At 59.4% G+C, this 20278-nt stretch carries 14 protein-coding genes and 1 pseudogene; 14 read left to right on the forward strand and 1 reads right to left on the reverse strand.

Annotated elements, in window-relative coordinates; translation table 11 throughout:
• The first annotated feature begins 128 nt into the window (after positions 1–128).
• The 13 genes from tssB (at position 129) to AC30NL_RS17135 (ending at position 19473) form a co-directional block, all read left to right on the forward strand.
• Positions 129–644 carry a type VI secretion system contractile sheath small subunit gene (tssB, locus tag AC30NL_RS17075; RefSeq protein WP_489465189.1) on the forward strand — a complete coding sequence of 172 codons (516 nt, stop codon included), beginning with the start codon at positions 129–131 and terminating at the stop codon, positions 642–644.
• Positions 645–647: 3 nt separating this feature from the next.
• Positions 648–2132 (forward strand): type VI secretion system contractile sheath large subunit, encoded by a 1485-nt coding sequence (gene tssC / locus AC30NL_RS17080; RefSeq protein ID WP_489465190.1) that lies wholly within the window; start codon positions 648–650, stop codon positions 2130–2132.
• Between the two features lie 64 nt (positions 2133–2196).
• Positions 2197–2706, forward strand: a complete 510-nt coding sequence (locus tag AC30NL_RS17085) for an Hcp family type VI secretion system effector (RefSeq protein WP_489465191.1) — start codon at positions 2197–2199, stop codon at positions 2704–2706.
• Positions 2707–2775: 69 nt separating this feature from the next.
• Entirely contained in the window at positions 2776–3255 is a 480-nt protein-coding gene (tssE, locus tag AC30NL_RS17090; RefSeq protein WP_489465192.1) for a type VI secretion system baseplate subunit TssE, read from the forward strand.
• Positions 3256–3437: 182 nt separating this feature from the next.
• Complete coding sequence (tssF, locus tag AC30NL_RS17095; protein WP_489465193.1) at positions 3438–5318, forward strand: type VI secretion system baseplate subunit TssF; 1881 nt, start codon at positions 3438–3440, stop codon at positions 5316–5318.
• Positions 5282–6367, forward strand: a complete 1086-nt coding sequence (gene tssG, locus AC30NL_RS17100; protein WP_489465194.1) for a type VI secretion system baseplate subunit TssG — start codon at positions 5282–5284, stop codon at positions 6365–6367. The genes tssF and tssG overlap by 37 nt, the downstream gene beginning before the upstream one ends.
• Before the next feature lie 195 nt (positions 6368–6562).
• On the forward strand, positions 6563–9277 hold the full coding sequence (tssH, locus tag AC30NL_RS17105; protein ID WP_489465195.1) for a type VI secretion system ATPase TssH: 2715 nt from the start codon (positions 6563–6565) through the stop codon (positions 9275–9277).
• A gap of 155 nt (positions 9278–9432) precedes the next feature.
• Positions 9433–9759 (forward strand): hypothetical protein, encoded by a 327-nt coding sequence (locus tag AC30NL_RS17110; RefSeq protein WP_489465196.1) that lies wholly within the window; start codon positions 9433–9435, stop codon positions 9757–9759.
• A gap of 58 nt (positions 9760–9817) precedes the next feature.
• The gene (locus AC30NL_RS17115) at positions 9818–13054 is read left to right on the forward strand and encodes a type VI secretion system Vgr family protein (RefSeq protein WP_489465197.1); all 3237 of its coding nucleotides are present in this window, start codon (positions 9818–9820) and stop codon (positions 13052–13054) included.
• 6 nt (positions 13055–13060) lie between these two features.
• The gene (locus AC30NL_RS17120) at positions 13061–17908 is read left to right on the forward strand and encodes an RHS repeat-associated core domain-containing protein (protein WP_489465198.1); all 4848 of its coding nucleotides are present in this window, start codon (positions 13061–13063) and stop codon (positions 17906–17908) included.
• Between the two features lie 12 nt (positions 17909–17920).
• Entirely contained in the window at positions 17921–18247 is a 327-nt protein-coding gene (locus tag AC30NL_RS17125; RefSeq protein ID WP_489465199.1) for a hypothetical protein, read from the forward strand.
• A 61-nt stretch (positions 18248–18308) separates the two neighbouring features.
• The gene (locus AC30NL_RS17130; protein WP_489465200.1) at positions 18309–18656 is read left to right on the forward strand and encodes a hypothetical protein; all 348 of its coding nucleotides are present in this window, start codon (positions 18309–18311) and stop codon (positions 18654–18656) included.
• Positions 18657–19203: 547 nt separating this feature from the next.
• Entirely contained in the window at positions 19204–19473 is a 270-nt protein-coding gene (locus AC30NL_RS17135; protein ID WP_489465201.1) for a PAAR domain-containing protein, read from the forward strand.
• A 180-nt stretch (positions 19474–19653) separates the two neighbouring features.
• On the opposite strand, the pseudogene AC30NL_RS17140 reads toward AC30NL_RS17135, so the two are convergent.
• A pseudogene (locus tag AC30NL_RS17140) lies at positions 19654–19845 on the reverse strand (transposase); the annotation flags it as partial.
• Positions 19846–19875: 30 nt separating this feature from the next.
• Between AC30NL_RS17140 and AC30NL_RS17145 the strand changes: the two are divergent.
• The gene (locus AC30NL_RS17145) at positions 19876–20187 is read left to right on the forward strand and encodes a hypothetical protein (protein ID WP_489465202.1); all 312 of its coding nucleotides are present in this window, start codon (positions 19876–19878) and stop codon (positions 20185–20187) included.
• Positions 20188–20278 lie beyond the last annotated feature (91 nt).

Below are 20278 nucleotides of genomic sequence, written 5' to 3' on the forward strand. Positions count from 1 at the left end.
AATGCTCGCCATAGCCCGGGCTATGGCTGCGCTTTGCGCCTAGATCAGGTGCCTTTTGACGCGCTGCTCGGGCACGCTCGAAAAACTCTCAGCCTCTGAGAACCAACACCCTGACTTTAGAGAATCTCATGGCCAAGAAAGAAAGTGTTCAAAAGCGTCTGGAGCGTGTTCGCCCCCCACGGGTTCAACTGTCGTACGACGTCGAGATCGGTGATGCGATCGAGAATAAGGAGCTGCCGTTCGTGATGGGAGTCATGGGCGACTTCACCGGCCAACAGGATCCAAACAATCCGCTGCCCAAGTTGAAAGAGCGCAAGTTCGTCAGTGTCGACTTGGACAACTTCGACGACGTCTTGAAGGGCATGGCGCCAAAGGCGAGTTATCGCGTTCAGAACGCTCTCAGCTCGGACGGTGGCGAGTTTGGTGTCAATCTCGAATTCAAGTCAATGGATGACTTTTCGCCTGAGGCCGTGGTTCAGGGTGTCGAGCCGCTGCGCAAGTTGCTGGAGGTTCGCACGAAGCTTTCTGACTTGCGCAACAAGTTGGCTGGCAACGACAAGCTGGAGGACGTCTTGAGTGAAGTGCTCAGCAACACTGAAAAACTCAAGCAGCTGGGCCAAGAGACCGGCGCGGACAAGGAGTAAGGCATGACAGCTGTATTGCATTCACAAGCGGCCGGGACATCTACTGCGGACGTGAGCCTGCTTGACAGCATCGTCGCTCAAAGCAAGGTCGCGAAGTCTGGCACTGAACATGTCCGGGCGAAGGACATCATCGGTGAGTTAGCCCGGGAGGTGCTGCAAGGCACGGTCATCGTCTCTGACAACCTTTCAGCCACGCTCGATGCTCGTGTCGCCGAAATTGACGAACTGATCTCAGCTCAGCTCAGTTTGGTGATGCACGCGCCCGAGTTTCAGAAACTCGAGTCGTCCTGGCGTGGGTTGCACTATCTGTGCAAGCACACGAGTACCGGTGAACAGATCAAGATCAAAGTGCTTAACACGACCAAGAAGGAGTTGGTCAAGGACTTCAAAACGGCCATCGATTTCGACCAAAGTACCTTGTTCAAGAAGGTTTACGAAGAGGAATTCGGATCCTTCGGCGGCGCTCCTTTCGGCGCTTTGATTGGCGATTTCGACATTGGTCGCCAGGCAGAAGACATGTACTTCTCCGAGCAGATCTCTCATGTGGCCGCCGCCGCCCACGCGCCGTTCATTGCGTCCGCTTCTCCCGAGCTGTTTGGCCTGGAAACCTACACGGACATGGGCAAGCCGCGGGACCTTTCAAAGGTGTTCGACACGGTTGAGTATGCAAAGTGGAAGTCGTTCCGCGAGTCGGAAGATTCTCGTTACATGGGGCTGACACTTCCGCGCTTCCTGGGACGCCTCCCCTATAACCCAAAGGACGGTACGAGTACCGAAGGATTCAATTACGTCGAGGACGTGGACGGGTCCGATCACTCGAAATACCTGTGGGTGAACGCATCCTATGCCTTCGCTGCGCGGCTTACCGCTGCGTTCGAAACCTATGGCTGGTGCGCGGCGATTCGCGGTGTTGAAGGTGGCGGACTGGTCGAAGACTTGCCCACGCATACGTTCAGGACCGACGATGGTGAGGTGGCGCTCAAGTGTCCAACTGAGATCGCGATCACCGACCGTCGTGAAAAGGAACTGAGTGACCTCGGGTTCATTCCGCTGGTCCATTGCAAGAACACCGACTATGCCGCGTTTTTTGGCGCGCAATCGGCGCAGAAGCCAAAGAAGTACGACTTGGATTCCGCAAACGCAAATGCATCGCTCTCTTGCCAACTGCAATACATGTTCGCCGTGTCGCGAATCTCGCACTACATGAAGGCCATGATGCGCGACAAGATCGGCAGCTTCGCCAGCGTCGAGAACGTGGGGACCTATCTCAATCAATGGTTGAGTCAGTACATCCTGAGTTCCGACGATGCCTCTCACGAACAGAAGTCCAAGTTCCCGTTGCGCGAAGGCACTGTTCAAGTTTCGGAAGTACCCGGCAAGCCTGGTACTTATCGTGCTGTTGCGTTCTTGCGACCGCATTTTCAACTCGACGAGCTCTCAGTCTCGTTGCGGTTGGTGGCTGAACTGCCCACAGGGGCGGGAGGCTAAGTTCCTGGCTTCTCAGTGCGAAGCCTTTTCTTGTAGTTTTCTTATGAAGGGGAAGAGAATTTAAATGAAAGATATTTACGTCAAGTTCACGCCTAAGACGAACTCCAAAGCACTGCTAGGCGAGTCGCTCGATTCCGCCCATACCGGCGGATGGCTCGAAGTAACGTCGTTCGCCCACGGCATCGTTCAACCACGCTCGGCAACGGCGTCGAACTCGGGTGGACACACCGCCGAGCGATGCGAACACCTTCCAATGGTCTTTACCAAAGACATCGACAAAGCCAGCGTGTACCTGTGGGAAGCTTGCTCGGCTGCCTATTCCTACGACGTGGAAATTCAGTTCTTCCGTGCGACCGGTACCGTTCGTACGCAGTACCTGACGATCAAGCTGTCGAACGCGATCGTCGAGAAGGTCGAAATGAGCGTGCCAGCTACTGGCCTGCCCGTCGAATCCTTTGCTCTCAAGTATGCCAAGGTCGTCTGGAACCACAAGGGCTCCAAGACCGACGGCACTGCCAACGTCGGCAACGACGTGGGTGGTTGGGATCTGGCGCTCAACAAGGCCGCTGCTTAAGTTTTTGTCAGTTAGTCAAGGGGCCGCGGTTGCCGCGGCCCTTTTTATTTACTTGTAGTAGATCCACGCATGCGCTACGCGCCCAGCCTGCTTGATAAGTTGATCCACATATCGCTCATTGAGCGTCCGGGGGAAGTCTTGCCCGGTCTGACGCTGGAAGAAGTGAAAGACTCGGTGGCCGCCGATCTCGAAGCTTTGCTGAATACACGGTGCGCGTTGGACGATGACGATCGAATCGAATTTCCACTCAGTGTTCAGTCGGTGGTCAACTATGGCGTTGACGATTTCTCGTCCAGAAGTCTGTCCAGCGGCCTTGATCGCGACTTCATTTGTTCCTCTATTCAGCGCTCGATCGAGCAGCAGGACAGGCGCCTGCGGTCGGTGAGTGTGTCGCTTGATAGCGAGATACGTGGAATCAATCGGTTGGACTTCACCATTCGGGCCACTTTGCGCGTCTCCGATATCGGCGAGCAGGTCAGCTTCGATGCCCGCTTCGAGCCCACCGTCCAGCGCTATACCGTAGCGCGCCAAAGCTCCGGTGGCCGCTGAGAGGCTGAGAGTATTTCGATCATGCCCGCTCATCACGCCAAAAGACCCCTGCTCGTCATTGCGAATGCTCGCCATAGCACGAGCTATGGCTGCGCTTTGCGCCTAGATCAGGTGCCTTTTGACGTGCCGCTCGGACACGCTCGAAATACTCTCAGCCTCTGAGCCATTCAAAGGCGCTTGCCATGAGAGATCTGCTTCCCCACTACGAATCGGAGTTGTCCAGACTTCGAGGGTCCGCGAAGGAATTTGCCGAGCTTTACCCGAAGATTGCAGGGCGATTGATGCTGGGTGCCGATGTCGCTGAAGACCCCCACGTCGAGCGATTGATTCAGTCGTTTGCCCTCCTTGCGGCGCGAGTGCACAAGCGCCTGGACGACGACTTTCCTCTGGTCACGGAGTCCTTGCTCGATGTGCTCTATCCGCACTATTTGCGTCCCTTTCCCTCGTGTTCTATTGCCCAACTCGACATCAGCGGCGTAGCAGGGAAGATGAGCGCCGCCACGACGATTGAACGTGGCACGGTACTGACGACTCGGGCGGTGCGAGGTGTGGCTTGCAAGTTCCGTACGGCCTATGCCGTCCCCCTCGTGCCGCTGGTCGTGCGTTCGGCAACCTATCGCCACACGGTAGCGGCTCCCGAAGGCACTCGTCTGCCCCAGACGGCCACGTCAGTGATTTCTCTGCGACTTGAGCTCGTTTCCGCGCAAGTCAAATGGTCCGGCATAGGCGACACCATCCGTGTGTACCTCGACGGTGAACCATCGCAGGTGAGCCTGCTTCGAGAAGCGCTGTGCGACAAAGTGGCTGCGCTCATGGTGCAGACCACGCCGCACGGCCCATGGTCCGGACCGTATGCACAGCGGCCGCAGATTGTCGGATTCGATGACGACGAAGCGTTGATCGACTATGACGAACGTTCGCATCCGGCCTATCGCCTCCTTACCGAGTACTTCGCGTTTCCCGACAAGTTCAACTTTGTCGATATCCCCGTTCCGCATGACGCGCTCGGCGGCGGGGTAAACGCAGAGTCAGATAGCAAGGCGACCATTACCTTGCACTTCGTTTTGTCGGGTATGCGCTCGGATTCCGATCAGGCACGGCTGCTCGAAACCATTTCCCCTGCGAACTTTGCGCTGGGATGCACCCCGGTCGTGAATCTGTTCAAGCAGAATGCCAATCCGATCAGAGTGACCCACACCACGACCCAGTATCCCGTCGTGGTCAACGCGCAGCGAGCCTTCGGCTACGAGGTCTATTCCATCGACAAGGTGTTTTGCGTCAGGCAGACTCCAAACGGTGAGTCGATCGAGGAATATCAGCCATTTTTCTCGTTGCATCATGAGGATCTGCTAGGCGAGGACGGGACACCCGGGGGCCAGCCCCCGGGCCGCTACTGGCACGCGCAGCGCGACGAAACTGTAGCTGCACTCAGTCCCGGATACGAGCTCGAAATGTCGATCGTCGACATCGAATTCGAACCTTCCTCACCGCGGGCCGAAACCCTTTCGCTGCAGGTGACCGCGACCAATCGAGACCTGCCCAGCCTCCTCACCTTTGGTAATGCCGGTGGCGATTTGTTCAAGGAAGGCGGGAGCATTGCAAGCAAGATCCGACTCCTGCGCAAACCCACGCAGGCACACAGGTTTGAGCGTGGTCCGGGTAGCCTCTGGCGGCTTGTTTCCCACTTGTCGCTCAATCACCTCTCATTGAGTGGGCGCGGTGTAGATTCGCTCAAGGAGATGTTGCGCCTATATGACATTCCTCGCGACGCTACGAACCGTCAGCAGATTGATGGTATCTCGTCGATCGCGTTCTTGCCGTCAACGGCCTGGCTCGCGGCCGAGCCCTTCGCTACTTTTGTGCGCGGCACCGAGGTGCGCCTCTTTGTGAATGATCAAAGCTTTGTAGGTACAGGCTTGAGCCTATTCGCCGCAGTGCTCGATCGCTTCTTCGGGTTGTACGTGCACATCAACAGCTTCACGCAGCTCGTCGTGCTATCTGATCGCACTCAACAAGTGCTTTTTAAATGTCCGCCCCGAAACGGCGCAACAGCACTGGTCTGATCGACCAGCTTTTCGAGAACCCGCATCGCTTCGAATTTTTTCAGGCGGTGCGGTTGCTCGATGCATGGCTGAAAGACACCGAGGATGCTGGCGTTGACCTGCTGCCGCGGCAACTGCGCTTCAGGAACTCGACGGCCCTCTCGTTTCCGCCAAGCGAAATTGAGGCGCTCAAGATTCTGACGCGGGAAGCGGAGCACGACGAGGGGCTGGACGGCAGGGCATCGATCGACAGCATTGAAGTCACGCCTGCGTTCATGGGTCTGCTCGGCCTCAGCGGTGCGCTTCCACTTGTCTACACCGAGCAGATCGTGCAGCGCGAACTGCGCCACAAGGACTTTGCGGCCCGCAATTTTCTCGACATCTTCAGTAACCGCGCCATTGCCTTGTTCTACGCGGCATGGAAGAAGAACCGGCTGCACTTGCAGTACGAGACAAATCGAGAGAGTCGATTTGCGCCTATGGCGTTGGCGCTGGCAGGGGTTGGGCAGAACGGGCTACGGGGGCGTTTGAAACCGGACGCCGGTGGCGTGCGAGACGATAGCCTCGCCTTTTTTGCGGGAGCGCTGCAGCAGCGAACACTGTCGGCCAAACAGATGGAGCAACTGCTGCGTCGCTACCTCGGTGTGCCGGTGAAGCTGGAACAGTTTGTCGGGCGGTGGTACACGCTGCCCACCGAAGCCCATTGGTCGCTTGGTGGTGGCAACGGAATGCTCGGCCGCAACACAATCGCTGGCGGACGGGTCTGGCAACGCGACCTTTGCGTGAGAGTCGTGCTGGGTCCACTGGATCGAACTCGCTTCCAGCGCTTTTTGCCGGGTGCGCCGGGCGCCGTCGCATTGCGCGAAGTGCTCACGCTGCTCAGCGGTGTCAGCTTCGAGTACGAAATCAATCTCGTACTCAAGGCCGCCTCGGTGGAGGGCATTTCTCTGGGCTCCACACGTTCATCGTTCGCGGGCCGCCTGGGGTGGGACACCTACCTGCAAACGCGCCCGCATCCGCAAGACCGTTGCGACGTTCACTATGACGTCCAGCCCGACGCAACTGCATAAGGACATGGCCCGGAATAAGTTCCCGTTTTGGGGGTGCTGGGCGTGCGCGCTGCGGCGTTGCTCCTCACTTGTGTGGCTCGCCACACGGCGCTCGGAGCGCCTTGCATCGCATCCCGCCCAGCACCCCCAAAACGGGAACTTATTCCGGGCCATGTCCTTAGCCTTCAAATTCACTCGCTGATTCTTAACTGTCCCATGTCCAACAATCTCAAGACACTCATCTCCAAGCTCAACGACACCACTCGCCGTGCAGCGGAGCGGGCAGCGAGTTTGTGCATGTCGCGCGGGAACTATGAAGTCGATCTGGAGCACTTCTTTCTGGCACTGCTCGAGACGCCTCAAAGCGACTTCGTGATGCTGTGCAGGAACTTCGGGATTTCGACAACCGAGTTGCAACGCGATCTCGAAAGCGAGATCGGCCGATTCAAGAACGGCAACACACGCACTCCCGTGTTGTCCCAGCATCTCCCAGTACTGTTCGAGCACGGCTGGTTAATTGCTTCGCTCGAGTCACACGTGGCGCGTATTCGCAGCGGCCATCTTTTGCTCGCCCTGTTGACCGAGCCGAGCCTGAGTCAATTGGCCTACCGAGGCTCGAAGCTCTTCGTGAAGTTCAAGCTCGATGAACTCAAGCACAAGTTGCCTGAATTGACCCATGGATCGACAGAGGCCACCGAGTCGGTTCGCAACGCTGATGCTCCTGTGCCAGGCTCTGATGAAGGTTCGGCAGAAGAGGCTGCGGGACCAGGAAAGACTCCTGCCCTCGATCAGTTCACTACCAATTTGACCCAGCGAGCACGCGACGGAAAGGTGGATCCAGTGATCGGGCGCGATCCTGAAATTCGTCAGTGCATCGACATCCTGATGCGCCGCCGGCAGAACAACCCCATCCTCACCGGAGAAGCCGGTGTGGGCAAAACGGCCGTGGTGGAAGGGCTCGCATTGCGCATTGCCACTGGCGACGTGCCCACGCCCCTGCAGGGCGTCGAATTGCATACGCTCGACATGGGCTTGCTGCAGGCCGGCGCTTCGGTGAAGGGCGAGTTCGAGAACCGCCTCAAGAACGTGATCGACGAGGTGAAGAAGAGCTCGCACCCCATCATCCTGTTCATCGATGAAGCTCACACCATGATTGGTGCCGGTGGGCAAGCGGGTCAGAACGATGCGGCCAATTTGCTCAAACCCGCGCTAGCCCGCGGCGAACTGCGAACGGTGGCCGCCACGACCTGGAGCGAGTACAAAAAGTACTTCGAAAAAGATGCGGCCCTTGCGCGTCGCTTTCAGGTCGTGAAGGTGGAAGAGCCCAGCGAGACTTTGGCCGCCGCCATGTTGCGCGGCATGTCACCGCTGATGGAAAAACACTTCAACGTGCGTTTGTTCGACGAAGCCATCACGGAAGCGGTGCGACTGTCAGCCCGCTACATCAGTGGTCGTCAGTTGCCCGACAAAGCGATCAGCGTGCTCGATACGGCATGCGCCAAAGTGGCACTCGGCCAGAACGCCACACCCGCGGTGATCGAAGACACACGACGCCACCTTGACCGCCTCGTGGCTGAACGCTCCGCGCTGGTCCGGGAAGCAGCCGCGGGCGGGGAACATCACGCGCGGCTGGCTGAATTGGAAGCGCAGCACCAACAGATCACCGACAACGCCCGTGCGCTGAATACCCGCTGGGAGCAGGAAAAGATCCTCGTCGCGGAGATACGCGAGATCCGTGCGGCGCTTGAAGCGCAGCCACCATTGGAACCAATGGGCAAGCCGGAGGCAAAACCCAAATCCAAGGGAAAGTCGGGCAAAGCTGACTTGACGCTGCTGTCTCCGCAGCACGCGAAACTGCAGGCCAAGCTTGCCGAATTGGCGGCAGTGCAGGGCGAGAGCCCGATGGTTCCGATGCAGGTAGACGGCACCGTGGTAGCGGAGATCGTGGCCGCGTGGACAGGTATTCCCCTTGGCAAGATGGTCAAGGATGAAATCAAGACGGTTCTCAATCTCCTGCCGACACTCCAGAAACGCATCATTGGGCAGGATCACGCGCTGGAGTCAGTGGCTCAGCGTGTGCGAACCGCCCGGGCCAACCTCGAAGATCCGAACAAGCCCAAGGGTGTTTTCATGTTCGTCGGTCCCTCCGGTGTGGGCAAGACCGAGACTGCGCTTGCGCTGGCCGACGTCCTCTACGGTGGTGAACGCAACATGATCGCCATCAACATGAGCGAGTACCAAGAGGCCCATAGCGTGAGCGGCCTCAAAGGTTCGCCGCCCGGTTATGTTGGGTATGGCGAGGGTGGTGTCTTGACTGAAGCGGTGCGCCGTCGCCCGTACAGCGTCGTGTTGCTCGACGAAGTGGAAAAGGCCCACCCCGACGTGCTTGAGATGTTTTTCCAAGTCTTCGACAAAGGAACGATGGACGATGCCGAAGGCCGCGAGATCGATTTCCGCAACACCCTGATCATTCTGACAAGCAACATCGGCTCGCAGGCCATCATGCAGGCGTGTCTCAACAAGCCGGTTGAAGAAGTTCCTAATGCCGACACGCTGACGGAGCAGCTGCGCCCACAGCTTTACAAGGCATTCAAGCCAGCTTTCCTCGGTCGAATGAAGGTGGTGCCCTACTACCCGATTTCAGACGATGTGCTTGACCAGATCATCCGCCTCAAGCTTGGCCGGATCGCCACACGCGTGGCAACGAATCACAAGGCGCTGTTCGAGTATGACCAGGGTCTGGTGGATGCTGTCCTGGGGCGATGCACTGAAGTCGATACTGGGGCCCGGGCGGTCGACCATATCCTCAACGGCACCTTGCTACCGGAAATTGCCGAGAGTGTGCTTGCGCGCATGGCCAGCGGCGACGTCATCGCGCGCATCAAGGTTGGCGCAGGGAAGGACGGAAGATTTAAATACACCGTCAAGTAGCCGTAGCCGAAGCAAACCCTTACCAAGATTTCCGTTGCAAGGGGCAAGTCCCTCCCTCGGAGGGATTTCCCGAGCGCGCCACCGGCAGAGATGATGCTGGGTCGTCGCTCGGTCCGAACCTTCTGGCCAAACGATCGAATCAGTACCTGTTCACCATGACCGCTTTGACCGCCGAACCTTCCATCCTGTCCACACTTCTTCCCGCTCTGGGCCCCTCGCAGAACCAGCGGCTGCTCCGGCTGCATACACCGCTCGGGGCGAACGTGTTGCTGGCCGAGCGGATGACGGGGAGCGAAGCCATCGGGCCGGGTGGACTTCATGCCGAAGCGGGCTTCCGATTCGAGGTGCTGGCCATCAGCACCAATGCCCATTTGCAGCTCGGCGGGCCTCGCTGCTGTGCGTCATTCGTGCAGCGGGAGCGACGGAAAATTCCAACGCACCTCCCAATGGGTGATTGCCTGGGCGCCCTCGGGCCTGAATGATCCCGCGCCGCCTTTCACATCCCCAATCCCATCGACCCATCCAAAAGAGCGCCGCGCAGTGAGTAAAACCCAAAACCTTCTCGATTGGCTGAACGAACCTCAACACGCCCGGCTGCTGCGCTTGGCCTACCCCAACGAGGATGCGCCCAAGGCCCGGCTGGTGGTCAATCGCTTCCAGGGCAAGGAATTCATTTCGCGCGGCTTCGAGTACATCGTCGAACTGCTGAGCGACGACGCCAGCATTGAGCTTGAAGAACTCCACGGCAAGCTGATGTGCGTGTTCCTGGTGCAAGCCAGCGGCAGCCTGCGACCCTTCACTGGCTACGTGTCTCAGTTCAAGTTTCTCAAGACCGATGGCGGCATTGCCTTCTACGAAGCGATTCTGGTGCCGTGGTTCGAGTTCTTGCGGCTGCGCCAGAACAACCGTTTGTTCCATGACCAAACCCTGAGCCAGCAGGCCCAGGCGATCTTCGCGGCCTACGGCAGCTTGCCCGCGTGGGAATGGAAGGTCGTGGGTGAGGAGCCGGTCTTCACCATGGCCACGCAATGGGCGGAGAGCGACCACAACTACCTGAGCCGGCGCATGGAAGCCGCAGGCCACACCTATTGGTACGAGCACGCCGACAAAGGCCATACTTGGGTGGTGTGCGACGACACACGCTCAGCCAAGCCGATCAGCGGTGACGCACCCACCATCCGCTACCACAGCGAAGGCGGTCCCGACGACGAAGACGCCATTGCCCAGTGGAGCCCGGTGCGTACGTCGGCTTCAGCCAAATTGGCTATCAGCGGATTCGACTTCAAAGACCCGCGTCCGGTGCACGTGGACGTCCCAGGCTTCAACATCAACGACCAAGACAATCTCCCGAAGCTTGAGGTGCACAGCTACGAAGGTCACTACGGTTTCAAGTATCGCTCGGGCGCGAATGAGTTGGCGCAACGGCGCATGGAGGAGATCGATGCCCGAGGCAAGCAATACGAGGCCCAAGGCAACTGCGACCGGGCGGCGGCGGGGCACTGGTTCAAATTCACCGGCCACTTCGGCCACACAGGTGACGACGCCGACTTCCTCATCCTTGAAGCACACCACGAAGCCACCAACAACTACCTGCAAAACGCGGGGGAGCTGGCCGAGTACAAGAACCGCTTCATCTGCCAGAGCAAGTCCATCCCCTGGCGACCGGGCAAGGAATTCAACAGCACCGACACCAAGCTGCTGTCGCTGCAGACCGCCACGGTGGTAGGGCCGCAGGCCGACGGCAGCCTGCATGTGGACGAATACGGCCGCATCCGCGTGCGCTTCCACTGGGACCGCGACGAAACCAGCAGTTGCTGGGTGCGGGTGGCCAGCAACTGGGCCGGCGGCGAGAACGGCCTCATCAGCCTTCCGCGCGTGGGGTCCGAGGCGGTAATCCAATGCCTGGATGGGAACCCCGATCATCCGATCGTCACCTCGTGCGTGCACAACCAGCACTACATGCCGCCGTGGAAGCTGCCCGATCAGCAGGGCCTGACGGGCTTGAGGGGCCGCGAACTCAACGGGAGCAACGGCAACAGCGCCGGCGGACGCAGCAACCACGTGGTGCTGGAAGACACCGCCGGAAAAATGCAGGTGCAGCTCAAATGCGACCACCTGACCAGCCAGCTCAGCCTGGGGCACATCGGCCGCATCGAAGACAACGCCGGGCGCAAAGAAAGCCGCGGCCAGGGCTTCGAGGTGAGTACCGAAGGGCGCGGCGCCATGCGGGCCGGGCAAGGCATGCTCATCAGCACCGAAGGCCGGCCCAACGCCCAGGCACACATCACGGACATGGGCGAGACCGTCGAGCGCCTGACCCAAGGGCAAGACCTGCACAACAGCATGTCCGACGCGGCGCAACAGGCCAAGGCGCACGAAACAGGCGACCAGGACGAAGTCGTCAAGGCCCTCAAGGCGCAGTCCACCGAGATCAAAGGTCATGGCGGCAACCCGGCGCAAGGTGAATTCCCCGAATTCCAGGCACCCCACCTGACCCTGGCCAGCCCGGCTGGCATCCAGACCACCACGCAGGGCTCGACCCACGTGATGAGCACCGAGCACAACGCGCTCACCAGCGGCGGGCACACCAGCATGAGCTCGGGCAAGAGCCTGCTGGTGAGCGTGCGCGAAGCCATACGCTTGTTCGCCTACAAGGCTGGCATGAAGTTGATCGCCGCCAGCGGCGACATCGACATCACGGCCCTGAAGGACAGCATCAACCTCCTGGCCAAGCTCAACATCACGCAGACGGCCAACCGGATCACCATCTCCGCTAAAGAAGAGCTCGTGGTCAACGGCGGCAGCAGCTACAGCAAGTGGAACGGGTCCGGCATCGAACATGGCACCTCGGGCGTCTGGCGCCAACAGGCTGCGCAGCACACTCTGTCAGGCGGCGCGAGCATGGGCAAGCCCAACCTGCCGAACACTACCCAACTGCCCAAGGGGCAGCTCGACCTGTACCACGACTACGTGAACCAGGGCGGGTCCAAGGTCGAAGCCGTCAAGCAAGGCGAGTACACGGTGATCGACTCCGAAGGCGCCGAGCACAAGGGCACGCTCGACGGCAAAGGGTTTGCGACCGTAGCCGGCCTGTCCATGGGCACCGCCAAGGTCATCTATGGCAAAGACCCGCGTGACCCGTGGAACGAAGCCAGTCACTTTGGGAAGAACGACGACTGGCCGCCGCAATCTGCTGCTGATGATGGGGCAGAAGCAGCAGCGATCCTTGCGCCAGGCAATGCGGGTAAAAATGCGCCGATGCCGGGCCCAGCTGGCACGTCCAGGGCGTCTGGTGCACTCGCCAGGGCAGCAGGTGCGGCTGGTGGCCTGACCGGCGCACTGAACACAGTCGGCCCTATGGCGAACATGGCCAAGCAAGCGGTCGGTGCGGTGCAGGCCGTGCAAAAAGGCGGGGCGCAAGGCCTGCTGGCACAAGCTGGCCAAACGGCTTTGGGCAAAGCGGCCAGCAGCGTGCCAGGGGGCGCCTTGGCCGTAAACGCGCTCAGCGGAGGTTTGTCCGCCAAGGGAGGCTCGCAGGCCCTGCTGGGTCAGGCGAGCGGCAGCCTGGAGTCGATGGGCATGCCGCCCGCCAACACCCTGAGCGCAAGCGTGCCGACGGGCTTGCAAGCCATACAGGCCCTCAAGCTGCCTGGCGCAATACCGCGACCCAGCATGCCGGCCCTGCCGACTTCGCTCTCGAAGCCAGATCTCCTTGCCTCCTTCTCGACTTCGCCCTCGATCAAACCATCGTTTTCAATTAACGACTTAGTGACATAACCTTCCATGACCGCCCCCCAACAAGCCGCGCCCGCCAAGCCCCCTGAGCGCGAGCCGCAGACCGCTGTTGCACCGCTGAACACAATCGCCCCGGAGGACATCGGCGCCGGGGCGGCGGCGTTCGACAAATGGCTGCGAGAAATCAGCCACGACTATGTGACCCTGGCGCGACTGAGCAGCGTGGCGGGAAGCCTGCCGGTGATCGGCAACATCATGGCGCTGATCGACGTCATCATGGACGTGGTTCGCGTGGTGCAGAAGTTCATCAAGAAAGAGGTGGTTGGATTTCTGGAATGGGTCAGCATGGGGGTCAACCTGATCGGGGTGATCCCATTGCCGCCCGCGATGGGCGCGGCGCGCATGACCTTGCGGCCCGCCTTGCACCTGGTCAAGCAAAAGCTGGCCACGGGCATCAAAGACGCCATCGGTGCGGCCCTGATCGAAGTCTTGGTCACGCACCTGAACGACAAGATTGCTGGCGAGATCGAGACTTTTGTTCAAGGGGCGACGGCCAAACTGGGTGAGGTGCTGCAGAGCTGTGCGACGCTCACCGACAGCATCATCGACGACCTGATCAGCATCCTCAAGCGCTGTATCGGCAAAGAACCTCTGTTCAAGGTCGCGCCCGCCGTGCCCGAGAAGGCTTTGCACAACCCCGAAGTGCAAAGCAGTTGGAGCCGCATGCTGGCAGCGTTGGATCGCAAGACCAAACAAGCAGCCAACTATGCCGCCAGCGTGGCGGCCAGCCACTTGCCGGACGTGGCCGTGGCGGGCGTCGAAGACGTGATCGCCAAGCTCACCAAGACCAAGGGCGACTTCCGCGGCACGCTGACCAGCCTGGCCGATGCCGGCAAAGTCATGGGCATCATGTGGATGCTCCTGCGACTGCTCGACGCGGTGCGCCAGCACAAGAAGACACGCAGTGCGGTGGTGCCGGCAAACAAGGGAGCCCAGGTCACGCAGAACAAACCCGGCCATACGCTGGAGGCCACAGGCCACCAGGCACCGGCAAAAGGAGAGTGCAAGACCTGCAAGAACGCACCCGCTCCAAGCGGTACGGGCTACTCCATCAGCTTTGCCACCGGGTGTGAAACCCTCATGCACACCGACTTCGTGCTGGCGGCATCGCTACCGATTGACTGGAGTCGAACCTATCGCAGCAACCTCGGGGCCTATGACCAGGGGAACCTGGGCGCGCGCTGGCTCGCGCCTTATAGCTCCCGGGTGGATGTTGTCGGCAAAGGCAAAAAACAGACGGGCCTGATCTACCACGGCTCCGACGGCCGCAGCCACCGCTATCCCTTGCTGAAAGTCGGCCAAAGCCACCGTGATGCCGTCGAAGAGATCACTCTGATTCGCATGAGCGAGACGCTGCTCACGCTGGACTTCGGCAAAGCCATGCCGGAGGGCAAACCCGGCGCTTGGCGCGAGAGCTACGAGCTGGTAGACACCGTCGCGAGCAAAGCTGAGACCCAAGGCCGGCAGCACTTCCGCCTGGTTGCGATACACGCACAGAACGGCGCGGCCGTCGGCCTGCGCTACGACCACGTGATCGTGGAAGGCCCGCACGCCGGTGAACAAGTTCTGAGCGACATCCTGAGCAAGCAAGGCGAAGACACGCTCGCTCACGTCGGCACCCAAGTCGATGCACAAAGCGGCCTGATCCGAGCCTTGTGGGAGATCAGCGATGGCAAGCTGGTGCGCCAACTCGCCGCCTACGAGTACAGCGACCAGGGCGACCTCATCACCGCGCAGGAAGAGAACGCGGCCACCTGGAACTACCAATACCGCGACCACCTGGTCACCCGCTATAGCGATCGCACCGGGCGGGGCATGAACCTCCAATACGACGGTACCGACGTAAAGGCCAAGGCCATCCGCGAGTGGGCCGACGACGGCAGCTTCGATACTCGGCTGGAGTGGGACAAGAACATCCGCCTGACCTACGTCACCGATGCGCTGGGCGGCGAGACCTGGTACTACTACGACATTGACGGCTACACGTACCGCACCATCCACCCCGACCAGCGGGAAGAATGGTTCTTCCGCGACGACGCCAAGAACGTCACCCGCCACATCCGCCCTGACGGCAGCACCGACGACTACCGCTACGACAAAGACGGCAACCTGCAAAACCAAGTCCGAGCCGATGGCAGTCAAGTCCACTTTGAATACGACAAGCTCAACCGCCTGACGGGGGTGCTCGATGCCGAGGGCGGTGTCTGGAAACGCGACTACGACGTCCAGGGCCACCTTACCGAAGAGACCGACCCGAGAGGCCACAAGACCGAATACACCTACGACAAGGCCGGCCGCCCCATCGAGATCACCGACGCCAAAGGCGGCACCAAGAAACTCAGCTACAGCCCTGGTGGCCAACTCGCCAGCTACACCGACTGCTCAGGCAAGACCAGCGAGTGGGCCTACGACGCCCGAGGGAGGCTGGTGCAAAGCACCGACGCAGCGGGAAATGAAACCAAATACCGCTACACCCCGGTCAGCGCCGAGACCCTGACCAAGGCCCAAAGCACAGGCAACCATCCCGGCCAACTCGAAGCCGTGATGCGGGCCGATGGCAGCGAAGAGCATCTGCGCCACGACGCCGAGGGGCGCTTGCTCGTCCACACCGACGCCCTGCAACGCACGACCGCCTACAGCTACACCCAGGCCGGCCTGATCCAGCAGCGCACCGACGCGCTGGGTCAGCGCCTGGGGTACCAGTGGGACAAGCTGGGCCGCCTGAGCGAGTTGCGCAACGAGAACGGACGACCCTACAGCTTCCAGTACGACCCCGTGGGTCGCCTTCTGCAAGAGCGCGGCTTCGACGACAAGCTCACCGAATACCACTACGACGAAGGCACGGGCGTTCTGGCCGAGGTGATCGAGGGCGGACTGCTCACTCAACTCGAATTCGATCCGATGGGCCGGCTCATCCAGCGCAAAGCCACAGCCCCCGGCCAGCCGGAGCAAACCGAGAGCTTCGGCTACAACGCCAACGGTCGGCTGGCGCAAGCGAGCAACGAGCACGCCAAGCTGCAATGGTTCTACGACGAGGCCGGCAACCTCGTCAGAGAGCACCAGCACTACCAAGGCCCGCTGCACCCGGAGAAACGAACCGCCGTCTGGCACCACCGCTACGACGAACTCAACCAGCGCGTGGGCACAACCCGTCCCGGAGGCCACACCACCGAGTGGCTAACCTATGGCTCAGGCCACGTGCATGGGTTGGTGCTCGACGGGCAAGACATCGTCGGCTTCGAGCGCGACGAGTTGCACCGCGAAGTGGGGCGCGAGCAAAGCAATGGCTTGGCGCAAAGCCAGAAGTACGACCCGGTGGGCAGATTGCTCGAACAGCAAGTCTCCACGAAGCAGACGGGCCCGGCCGAGATGGGCGTGGGCGCGTTCAAGTACGCCAACCAGCACAAGACGACAGGCAACACGCCGGCAGCCGTTCTCAGGCAGTACCGCTACGACAAAGCGGGCCAGCTCAGTAGCATCGGCGACAGCCGCAGAGGGCAGATCGACTATCGCTACGACCCGGTGGGGCGGCTGCTCAAGGCCACCAGCGCCCTGGCCCATGAAACTTTCGCATTCGACCCGGCGGGCAACATCGCTGTGCCGGGCAAAGAATCAGGAGAACGAGCGTCCGGCCTGTTCGCCGATTCCCAGCGCACCCAGCCTACAGGCAACAAGCTGCTGGACAACCTGCTGAAGGACTACGCGGGCACGAGCTACAAATACGACGAGCGCGGCAACCTGATCGAGCGCGTGCATAACGGCCAGCGCAGCGAGTTCGCGTGGGACGCGTTCAACCGCATGACGCGGGCCACCACACCGCAGGGCACGACCACCTTCGCCTACGATCCGCTGGGGCGGCGCGTTGCCAAGCACAGCCAAACAACCCAAGGAATGACCCAAACGCTGTTCGGTTGGGATGGCGACACGCTGGCATTTGAAAGCAGCGAGGTCAAAGGGCACACGCCCAGTGCGCAGACGGTGCACTACGTCCACGAGGCCGGCACCTTCGTGCCGCTGGTGCAAGTGCGGCGAAGTGAGGCGATCAAGCTCCAGCCAACCACTGACGTGAAGGCGTTGTTGGCGGGCAATGGCGGCAAGTACGACGTCGAACGTGATCCACTGTGGAACGGGCAACTTGAAGAAGAGCCGGAACCCTTCCATCAGGAAGAGATTGCGTTTTACCAGTGCGACCACCTGGGCACGCCGCAGGAGCTGACCGACCATGAGGGCAAGATCGCCTGGGCCGCTGAGTACAAGGCGTGGGGGCAGACCAAGGAAATCATCAGTGATGCGGCCAGGAAGGCTGGGTTGACCAATCCCATTCGCTTCCAGGGGCAGTATCTGGACGAAGAAACCGGATTGCACTTCAATAGGCATCGGTATTACGATCCCGTCGCCGGCAGGTTCATTTCCAGCGACCCCATCGGGCTGCTTGGCGGGCTGAATCTGCATCAGTACGCGCCGAATACAACCGCATGGGTTGATCCTTTGGGGTTGGCTGGTAGCACATTCCCTGCCGACCCGGCAGATATGACAGCAGCTCTAGGAGTTCAGCCAAAAGTCGGAACTACTCCCGATGGTACGACTCGACACACATGGAGCCCAAATCAAGACACCAGGATTCGCCATGAAAGCCACCCTCACGGGCTTTGTCCGAACAGCCCAGGATACAATCCGAGGCATCACGGCGAGCACTATCATGTGGAAACGAAGCCGAGTGGTTTCTCCTGGAATAATGCAAAGAACAACGGATTAATTGTTAAATCGCAACCACCTGGATATACCCCCGGATCAGGAACTGGCTTCCTTCCCGGAGAAGCTTTCCCAGGATCATAGCCAAGTAATATCATGCTTGATTTTTCGAAGGTCGAACTTGCGGATGCTGAGATTAAATCGATAGCAACTCAAGGATCCAGTCTTGTCATATATTATGATGATTGGAAAGAGGTTTCTCAAAAAATAGTGTTTCAAGAGGCAATTTCATATCAGAGCTTTAGCCCTGAAAATATCGCACTCAGTCATGGGTGCGTTAGGGTTAAAGATCCGTTTATCGCGCACTCTTGCCGCGTGTGCGAAGAAAAGGATAACGAGGCATTCAAGATATTCGCCTTCGTTTCTGCCTGGAATAATGAGGAAATCCTTGTTATCGTTGCAAAGAGTGCGGCAGCCGGATAGTGTGGGATTTAAGGTGAGGGAGCCAAATTTTGTGGAGAGCTAATTCATCAAAATTTATTTTTTGAGAAAAATGCCTTTTTGCAAAATCCATACAGGGTCAGTAAATATTTCTCATGCTTCACATGCCCTCATCGAAGAGATGAAAAAAAATGAGCCACCACTGGAATCGAAACACATATCTGTTGTAGTAGATGAGTTCGAAGTTTCCTCATATATATTGGAGTCGGAAGTTAAAGAATTGGAAATGCTTCTTGGTGGAAAATTCGACAAAAATGGTGAGATTGTCATTCCTCTTGATGAGGAGTGGCGGCAAGATAATCTTGCGAGGCGAATAGGCCGTACGTGTGGATTATGTCTCAAAGAATATCGCGAATCCTGGCGGGCGTTGAATCCGATCCCTCGGAACTAATGGCGTCACGAAGCGATATATCAGGCCGCCCTCTGCGACTTGCCTTGCCTCGCCGACTTGTTTGAAGAGAGAAAAAGCCGCCCCCTACTACCCGCAGCGTGAGCACGTTTGTCCTGACTGATGGCATCGAGAGGCGAATGGAAAACCCAAGCGCTGGGCTCAACTTTCTTCATCAGCTTGTTCCCTCAAAAAGTGACGGGGCAAGATGGGGGTTCAAAAGATCGGCGCTCTGCTGCCGAGGTACCAGCTCCTTCGCAGACGACCCCTCTCACGGATGAAAACGGAGGCGGGCTCATGAGCGATGAACTTGAAAGCCTGGGAAGCTGATGGGAACACCGCCACCAGCCAATCTCAGAGGCGACAAGTCAGGATTAGACCCGTGCGAGCCGAGTTCCAAGACAGGAAGAAATCGACATTCCCCATTACCGCCTCACCAGCAATAGTCGACGTGAACATGGATCGAACCATCGCCAAACGTCCGAGTGGACGTTCAGGTATGGCCAACGACGGCTCGATGCTCTGCACATTTAATTTCTGAAGGAATGTCATGACCAAAAAGATCATCCGCCTTGGCGACCCTACCGACCACGGCGGCCAAGTCATCGCCAGCGGCGAACCCTCTTACACCGTGGAGGGCATCGCGGTGGCTCTCAAGGGCGATGCTTGCAGTTGTCCCAAGCGAGGGCACAGCGGCTGCACCATCGCCGAGGGCGATCCAGACCACACCATCAACGGCATCCCGGTGGCCTACGAGGGCCATCGAACCACCTGTGGCGCGGTGCTGAAATCGACCATCGGCACCTGCACGAAGGGCTGACCGTGGCTGTACCCACTGCACCGCTGCCAGACTTAGGGAAACACTGATCTATTCAGCATCCAGTGATGCCGCCCGTTGGCGGCGGCCAGGATTTCATGATGTGGTCTGAATCAACGAAATTCATCTTGGTTCGAGGCCCGGAGGCCTTGTTTTGTCCCATGCGGGGCACCTCATCCGCGCTCAACGCGCACCAGTGCCTTGTGGCGCCACCGCGAGCAGCGCCTTCTTGGCGATGACGAGGTTGGCCAAGCCGAAAAGGCTGCACAGCTGTGCCTCGTTCTTGGCCAGCCCTTTGTAGCGAACCTTCTTGTAATGGAACAGGTTCTTGACCGCATGGAACGGGTGCTCCACCCGAGCCCGAATTTGCGCCTTCACGGGCCGATCTATCGGTTGCACGCATCGGTGAAAGTGCGCTCAGGCAAGAAAGTGCCGCGAAGTGGTCTCTATTTGCCGGAGGCTGACGACAGTTGTGCTCAGGTGATGGTGCAGGACTATGAAGCGTGGGGTGTCAACATTGGCTACAACCCATCAACCATGCAGCGGATCAGCACCCAAGCGACGACCTGGACCTTGGTGAGTGAGCGCGTCGCCAACAGCGGCGGGGATGTTCCCGTCAGACCGAATGGTGCTGTTGCAAGTGCCTCTGGCAACACCATCCGCATGCGTTGCGACGCGGGCCAAGGTGTCCATGCCCGGACGCCGCATCCTCTCTGACAAACGACAAACCTTGTTGCTGACAGTCTGGTGTGCCTGACTGCGTGACAGAGTTGCGGTGCTGAACGCTAAACTGCCCCGGCCTTGCCTT

The sequence above is a fragment of the Rhizobacter sp. genome, from assembly GCA_021153565.1.
Taxonomy (GTDB): Bacteria; Pseudomonadota; Gammaproteobacteria; order Burkholderiales; family Burkholderiaceae_C; genus Albitalea.

Coding starts and splice junctions, on each gene's coding strand:
- tssB (WP_489465189.1), top strand. CDS start 129: ATGGCCAAGAAAGAAAGTGTTCAAAAGCGTCTGGAGCGTGTTCGCCCC.
- tssC (WP_489465190.1), top strand. CDS start 648: ATGACAGCTGTATTGCATTCACAAGCGGCCGGGACATCTACTGCGGAC.
- AC30NL_RS17085 (WP_489465191.1), top strand. CDS start 2,197: ATGAAAGATATTTACGTCAAGTTCACGCCTAAGACGAACTCCAAAGCA.
- tssE (WP_489465192.1), top strand. CDS start 2,776: ATGCGCTACGCGCCCAGCCTGCTTGATAAGTTGATCCACATATCGCTC.
- tssF (WP_489465193.1), top strand. CDS start 3,438: ATGAGAGATCTGCTTCCCCACTACGAATCGGAGTTGTCCAGACTTCGA.
- tssG (WP_489465194.1), top strand. CDS start 5,282: ATGTCCGCCCCGAAACGGCGCAACAGCACTGGTCTGATCGACCAGCTT.
- tssH (WP_489465195.1), top strand. CDS start 6,563: ATGTCCAACAATCTCAAGACACTCATCTCCAAGCTCAACGACACCACT.
- AC30NL_RS17110 (WP_489465196.1), top strand. CDS start 9,433: ATGACCGCTTTGACCGCCGAACCTTCCATCCTGTCCACACTTCTTCCC.
- AC30NL_RS17120 (WP_489465198.1), top strand. CDS start 13,061: ATGACCGCCCCCCAACAAGCCGCGCCCGCCAAGCCCCCTGAGCGCGAG.
- AC30NL_RS17125 (WP_489465199.1), top strand. CDS start 17,921: ATGCTTGATTTTTCGAAGGTCGAACTTGCGGATGCTGAGATTAAATCG.
- AC30NL_RS17135 (WP_489465201.1), top strand. CDS start 19,204: ATGACCAAAAAGATCATCCGCCTTGGCGACCCTACCGACCACGGCGGC.